3 protein-coding genes are annotated in these 4,309 nt (G+C 44.9%); all 3 read right to left on the bottom strand.

The annotated features are described in order from the left end of the window. Positions 1-438: 438 nt before the first annotated feature. Positions 439-1,401 carry a hypothetical protein gene (locus KDK19_RS05280; RefSeq protein ID WP_257279780.1) on the bottom strand — a complete coding sequence of 321 codons (963 nt, stop codon included), beginning with the start codon at positions 1,399-1,401 and terminating at the stop codon, positions 439-441. Between the two features lie 351 nt (positions 1,402-1,752). Further along, the gene (locus KDK19_RS05275) at positions 1,753-2,811 is read right to left on the bottom strand and encodes a phospholipase A (protein WP_257274472.1); all 1,059 of its coding nucleotides are present in this window, start codon (positions 2,809-2,811) and stop codon (positions 1,753-1,755) included. A gap of 124 nt (positions 2,812-2,935) precedes the next feature. Next, positions 2,936-4,246, bottom strand: coding sequence for an MFS transporter (locus tag KDK19_RS05270; protein ID WP_257274471.1), 1,311 nt, complete (start codon positions 4,244-4,246; stop codon positions 2,936-2,938). Positions 4,247-4,309 lie beyond the last annotated feature (63 nt).

Genomic DNA, 4,309 nt, shown 5'->3' with positions numbered 1-4,309 from the left:
GCCTGTTTAGAGCTGACGTTTGATTAATTAATTGCTCCGAGAGCCTGACTGATAATAGCACCATTACTAAATAAAATTAGGAACAGGCTTGCTAGATTGATTTAAGATAAACAGTTTTTACTGATGTTTAGACCCTAAAACCACCATTAAGTTTACTGAACTCTCTGGTTATTATTTCTTTGTGGATGGATGGCTTTGCTCTTGCACAGACATGTATAAAGAATGGCGATGCTATATCTTTATGCTTTGGCAGCAGCCGGAAGAGCGAGCCTTGAAAAGGCCCTTGATGTGCAATGAAATGGAACGGGTTATGAAACTGATGAGCTGTAAATCGATTTAAGGGCTGAAACGGAGCAACCCGCGATTCCGGCCAGAATCGACCTGTCATTCCCGATAAGTTACGCCTGTGTCACAACAGCCTGTGATATCATCAAACTATCAGGGGTTATTTTTTTTATTGAGTTTTTTAGCCAACCCTGTGAGATTTGATATTTGCTTGCCTGGCATGGTTTTAAGCATATTTGATAATTGTTCGGCATCAAATTTGAGAGTGTAGCTTTTTGCGGCAGCTTGAATATAAATATTCTTCTTACTAGAACCTGTCATTACTAATACAGCTCTGAAGCCCATAGTGGGAAATGCTTCATTTTTATTAATGAGTCTGGTCAGCGATATAAAATCAGAAATTTGTTTCTGTAATATTTTTTTCTCGTTAAAGTCTGCCCCAACAAGGTATAATGCGGGAGTTGATTCCCGATAGCCTGCCAGCCTCGCTTCGGATTGTTCAAGAATCCATTCGGATGAAAACATGTTTTTATAATCATCCAACATTGAGCTTTCATCATTGCTTTGAGCTGTGCGTTCGGCATTAAGCGTTGAGTGTTGGGTATCAGCAGGTTGGCAAATATCGTTCGATGTAAGGCATTTGAGAGTAGCCGCTTTGTGGCTAAAAGAATACACATATACAGCCTCAATATCAGCAGCTTTTATTAGTTCCTGATTAAGATTAGGATCACCTATTGATAACTCAATCATTTGGTCTTTTATTACGGAAAAGATTTTATTTATCTCATCCAGTTCATCTTCAGAAAGAGCATTAATATTTATACTCCCCCTACTTAAAGTGAATAATCTGTACTCATAGTCTTCAGGAAAAGTTTCCCCATCTGAATGCTCCAGCTCTTTGATGATTGTTTTTTCTAAGCTGGAAGTTCGATACAGTGTTTCTATGCCTGCCCCTCTATTTATAAGTTGAGGCAATGATTGAGGCAAAGGTTGCTGCGTAAATTGATCCACTTCCAACTCCGTCTCAGTCTTTTTTGGTTGATTATCTGGTACCAATCCAAAAAAACAATGATAAAGATATACTACTGATACTGCTATGATAATATTTGTTACCATGTCATCTAGCCTCCCGTTTTGTACACTTGTTTAGAGCTAGCGTTTCATTAGAGTGATAGCTCCGGGAGCCTTAACGATAATAACGCCGTTACTAAATTTAATGAGGAGTAACCTTCTTCCAGCATTTTAAGATAAACAGTTTTCATTGACGTTTGTGAGCCTGAAACCACAATTAATTTCATTGAATTTCCTGCTTATTATTTCTTTTTGGATGGATAGCTTCGCTCTTGCAAAAAAATATATACAAAGAATTGCGATGCTATTGAAAGATGAATCACAGAGATACTGAAGCATCCCATGTCATTGGTGATTGACGCTCCAGTGTAGTCGAGTTCTCGTAAAAAGGTAGTATCAGAGCCAGTCAGTCAGCATCACACCAATGCTGAGCCGGTTCACACTGGCATTGTAATCAATCAGGCTTTCTCCATAGCCATTAAAATATTGGACATAACCCCGGAAACGGTCACTAAGAGGGAAGGACCAGCCCAGTTGCACCGCACCTTTGTTATCAGAAGACCGCAGGTTGTTTCTGAGCATCATGGATATCTGGTATTCATCCAGTTTATAGCCAAAATGAAGCTCACCATGTCCCATGTACTTTTCAATATCCGGGTTATCATCCCCCTCCGTATCATTCGGGTTATTTGGGTCTTTTTCAGGTTCGGGAATCCGATACCAGGGCTTGAAGCTCACGTAAAAATTGCCCTTTTCCAGCAGGAAATTCAGGTAAACTCGATTCCAGCTTCGGGAAAGGCCGCCCGACCGACCATTGGATTGATGAGACAGACCGGCCACTACCGCCCACAAATCCATACCCAATACCGAACGATCGACCGGAAGTACCGCAAAGACTTCCGGTTCGTGGTTCGTTTCCCTGAATGGCGCAGAGTTGTTGTTGTAGGCCTGCCACCAGGAGGTGTTAGTGTAGGCTACATAGACATTACCGTAACCGTTCCATAAACCCTCCCAGACAGGCGCTTTCAGACTCAGCTGAAACTTGATTTCGGTTGATGTCAGTTCCTCACCTATTGCTTTGTAAGGCTCCTTGTTAACGTGACTGTTCCAGGAAACCGGAAGCACATAATTGGGACGATGGGGAGTTATCACAAAACGATTATCAAACGCCTGACGTTCACCTTTAACTCGTTCATCAAAAGCACTTTCCTCTGTCTCCCGGACCCTATCAGAATCATCAACCACCAGAGGCAGTGCCTCTTCTTCGTGGGGTTTGCCGCAAACAGCCCTTATCTCCGCCATGGTGGTCTGACCATCGGCTTCCATAGCCTGTTTCAGGAGGCACTGTTCATGGGGAGTTGATGACAAAGCCAAAGCCGGCGACAGACTCAGGACCAAACCTGCAACCCAAAAAGGCCCTTGTTTGATTGAGACAAGCGTCACATTATTATCCATAGTTGAAACTCTTTTTCTTCCTAACGAGCGCAACGGGCTGAAATGCCGGTGAGAGTCTGCGCTCATCACAGGGCAACCTAAAGCTTTAACGAATGCTCGAACATAAATCCCCGGCTCTGCAATCTCAACCTTTTTCCGTTGGTGTTGTATCAAGACATTCCGTTTTTGCCATATCGAAGTCAGGCCAGGGAATCAGAACAGCTATCAGACTGATGGTACCGATGACCGCCAGATAGTATGCGGGCCCTAATGCAGTACCGGTCATTTGTACGATCAGTGTCGAACTCAAAGGAGCAAGCCCGCCAAAAATGGCAAAGCCAAAATTGTATGAGGTAGCAATGCCTGTGTAGCGAACTTCTGTTGGAAAAAAGCGGACAATAATAGGAGGAAGCAGACCTGAGGCGACCGCAGTAAATAATCCGCAGGTCATCATAATGTGCCGGACCTGAGGAGCCTCTGTAAGAAAATACTGGAAGGCTGGAAATGACAAAATAATCACAACCAGAGCCATAGAGATAGCCAGCAGCCTCTTGTTGACAATATCAGTCAAAATGCCTGCTAACAGCGACAGGGGCGAAAGAATAAAAAAAGCAACCGCCGTGCGCCAAGCCACATTAGCCTGTGGTAAACCCAGTATGGAAGAGAGGTAGCTTGACATATAGACCCCATAAACCGTTACCGTGGCACCGCAAAGCGCCATCAACAACAGACCACAGAGCAGCCCCTTCCGATGCTCTCGCAGTAATAGGATAAGGGGAATAGTTGACTGCTGACGGGCCTGATCCAGGGCAGCAAATAATCCGGACTCATTGAAGCGCTTGCGAATCTGATAGCTGACCAGCCCCAGCAGACCACCAATCCAAAAAGGGATTCTCCACCCCCACTGAGCCATAGTTTCCTGACCCAGCAGCATACTTAACAGACCATTGAGAAAAGTGCCCAGAGAGATGCCAATCATCAGGGCCAGAAATAGGATACCGATCATTAGCCCCTGTCGTTGCGGCGCACTTTCACTGAGAAAAGTGATGGCTCCCGGCAACTCTCCTCCAAGAGAAAACCCCTGGGTCAGCCTGAGCAGAACCAACGTCAGTGGAGCAATAACTCCAACCTCTTCATAAGTAGGTAAACAGCCCATCAGAGCAGTGGTCAAAGCCATGAGAAAAATGGTCAGAGTGAATGTTTTCTTGCGGCCAAACCGATCTCCGAGATGCCCGAAAAACAGGCCTCCCAGCGGTCTGGTCAGGTATCCTGTGGCAAAGACAGCATAGGTTCCCAGCAATGAGGACAGCTGATCCGAGGCAGGAAAAAAATGCTCCGCGATATAGCTTGCCATCAGGGCGTAGATCAGGAAATCATAAAGCTCCAGCATGCCTCCCATGGAGACGGCCAGAGCCAGCTTGTAATGCTCACTGGGTGCAGTAATGCAACGCGGCATAAGTCACTCTCTTGATTAAATCCGCAACGAGCGCAACACTCGCTGTTATGGATAAGGTTCAAG

The organism is Endozoicomonas sp. ONNA1 (assembly GCF_024606325.1).
Classification (GTDB): Bacteria; Pseudomonadota; Gammaproteobacteria; order Pseudomonadales; family Endozoicomonadaceae; genus Endozoicomonas_A.
This window is presented reverse-complemented; position numbering and strand designations above follow the sequence as displayed.

Bases quoted from the DNA above. Each gene is read 5' to 3' on its own strand.
- KDK19_RS05280 (WP_257279780.1), bottom strand. From the start codon at position 1,401: ATGGTAACAAATATTATCATAGCAGTATCAGTAGTATATCTTTATCAT.
- KDK19_RS05275 (WP_257274472.1), bottom strand. From the start codon at position 2,811: ATGGATAATAATGTGACGCTTGTCTCAATCAAACAAGGGCCTTTTTGG.
- KDK19_RS05270 (WP_257274471.1), bottom strand. From the start codon at position 4,246: ATGCCGCGTTGCATTACTGCACCCAGTGAGCATTACAAGCTGGCTCTG.